At 72.2% G+C, this 3,710-nt stretch carries 4 protein-coding genes; all 4 read left to right on the forward strand.

The annotated features are described in order from the left end of the window. Positions 1 to 274: 274 nt before the first annotated feature. Positions 275 to 1,321 carry an AmmeMemoRadiSam system radical SAM enzyme gene (gene amrS / locus U9978_RS23805; RefSeq protein ID WP_322763382.1) on the forward strand — a complete coding sequence of 349 codons (1,047 nt, stop codon included), beginning with the start codon at positions 275 to 277 and terminating at the stop codon, positions 1,319 to 1,321. A gap of 83 nt (positions 1,322 to 1,404) precedes the next feature. Then, the gene (locus U9978_RS23810; protein WP_416211124.1) at positions 1,405 to 1,629 is read left to right on the forward strand and encodes a radical SAM-modified peptide, FtsH ternary system-associated; all 225 of its coding nucleotides are present in this window, start codon (positions 1,405 to 1,407) and stop codon (positions 1,627 to 1,629) included. Further along, a complete protein-coding gene (locus U9978_RS23815) occupies positions 1,620 to 2,363 on the forward strand; it encodes a hypothetical protein (protein ID WP_322763384.1) in 744 nt (247 codons plus the stop codon). The genes U9978_RS23810 and U9978_RS23815 overlap by 10 nt, the downstream gene beginning before the upstream one ends. Further along, positions 2,360 to 3,710 (forward strand): ThiF family adenylyltransferase (locus tag U9978_RS23820; RefSeq protein ID WP_322763385.1); only part of this gene is annotated, 1,351 nt, incomplete at its 3' end. The genes U9978_RS23815 and U9978_RS23820, both read left to right, overlap by 4 nt.

Here is a 3,710-nt window from a genome sequence, read left to right on the forward strand (position 1 = left end):
CCCTCACCGACACCATCCACGCCCTACTCACCCCGACCACCGACGACCAGACCCGCATCGGCGGGCCTCCTGGAGTGGACAACCGCCGGCGCGCCGGCCCGCCGGCGCGGGGCTCGAGCGAGCCTTCGCCCGCCGGCCGAAGGATGTGAATCCACTGCTATCGGAGCAGCACGAAAGTCACATCGTTCGGGCGACCGCCGGCCCGCCGGCGCGGGGCTCGGGCGACCGCCGGCGCGGGGTTCGGGCGACCGGCCATCCGCGGTCGGAGCACGTCATGTCTGACGGCCTGCATGAGCCGGCGTGGCGGCCGGCGGTACTCGGCGAAAGCCACGCAGACGACCAACGGATCCGCTGCCTACTGTGCCCGCACGGCTGCGAGCTGGGGTCGGGCGAGACCGGCGTCTGTGCCGTGCGGCGTAACCACGCCGGCGTGCTGGAGACCGCCACCTACGCGGTCGCCGTCGCGCACCTCGACGCGATCGAGCGCAAGCCGCTCTACCACGTCCGGCCGGGGAGCCGGGTGCTCACGATCGCCGGGCCGGGATGCTCGTTCCGCTGCAACTACTGCGTCAACCACAGGTTGTCCCAGTATGGCCAGGTCGCCGACGTCGCCTGGACGGCCCGGCCCGCACAACCCGCCGAGCTGGTCGCGCAGGCCGCCGCGGACGGCGCGTCCCTCGGCATGTCCTACAGCGAGCCGAGCCTCGCCCCGGAGCTGACCCTGGACCTTGCGGCCCTCGCAGCCCCGGCAGGCGTGCCGCTCGTGTGGAAGACCAACGGTTTCCTCACCGCGCCCGCGATCGACCTGGTCGCGGGGGTGCTGGACGCGGTGAACATCGACGTCAAGGCCGCGCGGGAGTCCGCCCATCAGCGGCTGACCGGCGCGCCGCTGCGTCCCGTGCTGGACGCGGTCGAGCGGTTCCGTGCCGCCGGCGTGTGGGTGGAGGTGTCCACGCCGCTGATCCCCGGGGTGTCCGCCGAACCGGACGCGCTGCGCGCCATCGCCCGCCACCTCGCCGGCATCGACCCGGACATCCCCTGGCATCTGCTGCGCTTCACTCCGGACTTCCGGATGCGCCGGCCGCCCCCGACCAGCCCGCAGGCTCTGGCTGCGGCGCGGGCGGCCGGGTGGGACGCCGGCCTGCGGTTCGTCTACGTCGAACGGGCACTCGGCGCCGCCGGCCGGGAAACCCGCTGTCCGGTATGTGAGATGTCGCTGGTGCAACGCGGCATCTGGGAGACACTGGAATCGGTGGTCACGCACGGCACCTGCCCGCACTGTGGGCAGCCGATCCCGGGACGATGGGGGGATGATCGGTGAAGCAGTCCACCGATGGCAGCGGGACGGATAGCAGCCAGACGGACGACAGCGGGACGGACGGCGGCCGTGGGGCGGACGGAAGCATGGCGGAAGCCCGGACCGGCGGTAACACGTTCGTCGAGTCCCTGCCGGACCTCATCGACGGATCCGAGTACGCCGACCATCCAGACGGTCGGCTGGTCCGGTTGCGGATCACCGTGACCGGGTCCGGGGTGGAGATCATCGGCGACGCGTTCCGCCCGGCCGTCCTTGAGGCGCTGCTGGCGGACCTCGGCGGTGGCCCCACGGAGCAGATGCTGTGCGGCTGAGCTCCGAGCCCCCGGGTGCCGGCGAGTTGGCCGCGCTCGAAGCCGGCATCAGCGAGGGGCTGGACCCGCAACCATCCGGTGAGGCACTGGAAGGCAGTCCGGTCGGCGGCGACGGGAGCCGGACCGCCGTCACCCACTCGGAGTCATGGTGGACGCACCTCAGATGCAGAACATGCGGTCACACCTTCCGTCGCGGGGACAGGGTCCGCGTGCGCGGGGCCGATGACGCCGGCCTGGTCGTCCACCTTGATCCAGCCTTGCGCTGTGCGGACAAGGCCGCGACCGAAACTGCGACGGATAAAGCGAACGAAACTGTGAACGGAACCGCGCAGGACGCCGGGAAGGACGCCGAGGAACTGGCCGCGTTCGCCGCCGGCCTGCTCGCCGCCTGGCCGCCCGCCGGGGACGTACCGATCGTCCGACTCGCCCCGCACGCGCTCCAGGTTGCCCGGCCCGACCTGGGGCCGGACGCCCCGAAGCTCCTGAACGCCCCGAAGTCGAACGCCCCGAAGTCGAACGCCCCGAAGTTCCTGGACGCCCCAACGTGCCTGGTCTGCGGTCACACCTTCCGGGCGGGCGAGCACGTGGTGGTCTGTCCGTGCGGCATGTACCGCGGCTTCTGCGTGGCGGCCGTGCACCGGGACCCGGTCGCCGGCCTGACCTGCTGGGACGACTGGCGGCCCGACGGAGCGCTCACCCACTGCCCGGTCACGCTCAACCGGGTGGAGCGATGACCCTGGTGGGCGACCGCTACGCCCGCCATCGCCTCATCCCCGACTGGGACCAGGACCTGCTCACCACCAGCACCGCGGTGATCGTCGGAGTGGGCGCGCTCGGCAACGAGGTGGCCAAGAACCTGGCACTCGCCGGTGTCGGACGGCTGATCCTCTGCGACCCGGACACGGTCGCGGCGAGCAACCTCAGCCGTGCGGTGCTGCTCGAACCGGAGGACATCGGACGACCGAAGGTCATCGCTGCGGCCACCGCGCTGGACCGGCTCGCCCCGGATGTCGCCGTCGAGACCCGACAGGCCGACCTGGCCGCCGGGGTCGGCCTCGGCGAGTTGGCCGACGCCGGGGTCGTCCTGGGCTGTCTCGACGCCCGGCGTGCCCGATTACGCCTGCTCGGACGGGCAGCGCTGGTCGGCGCGCCACTCGTGGACGGCGGCACCTTCGCGTGGGGCGGTGAGATCCGGTTGCGGATGGACCCGGGCGAGCCCTGCTACGGCTGCTCGCTCACCCCACACGAGCGCGGCGAGTCCGACCTGCCGTGGAGCTGCGCCGAGATCCGGGCGGACGGTCCGCACCCGGCGTCGATCGTGGCCACGTCGATCGTCGCCGGGTGGATGACGCTGGTCGCGTTGCGCGTGCTGTTCGGCAACCCGCCGGAGTACCGGATGCTGCGCATAGACGGCGGCACCGGCCAGACCGCGCCGGTCACGTTGACCAGGGACGGTCACTGTCCACACCACCGGCCGCTGGACGGGCCTGTCCACCCACTGTCGGTCGATCACCATGCCACCGTCGGTGAGCTCCTCGAAGCCCTGCCCCCTGGTGCGGAACCGCTGACCTGGGCATCGTTTTCCGTCCCAGGCCAGTGCCACCACTGTGGCTGTCATCACGGTGACGGTGACGGTGATGACGGTCACCGTGAGGCGCAACCAGCGCAACCAGCGCAACCAGCGCAACCAGCGCAACCAGCGCAACCAGCGCAACCAGCGCAACCAGCGCAACCGGCGCAACCAGCGCAACCGGCGCAACCGGCGCAACCGGCGCAACCAGCGCAACCAGCGCAACCGGCGCAGCAGGGGCAACCGTCGAGATGCCGGGATTGCGGGCGGACCGTCCGGGTCCGGCGCAGCGAGCGGCTCCGCGACGCCGACCCTGGGCGACGCCTGCACGACCTCGGCGTGGCACCCGAGGAGATCCTGGCCGTCGCCACCACGACACACGCGGATGGGCACGCGGATGGGCAGGCGGAGTTCCAGTGGCACCGGTTGGCGACCCCGACCCCGACCGATCGCCGAACGACGGGTACAGGCGCCCGAACGACGGCCCCGACCGGGACGTCCGGCAGCGGCT

The organism is Protofrankia sp. Cr2 (genome assembly GCF_963555885.1).
In the GTDB taxonomy this organism is placed as follows: domain Bacteria; phylum Actinomycetota; class Actinomycetes; order Frankiales; family Frankiaceae; genus Protofrankia.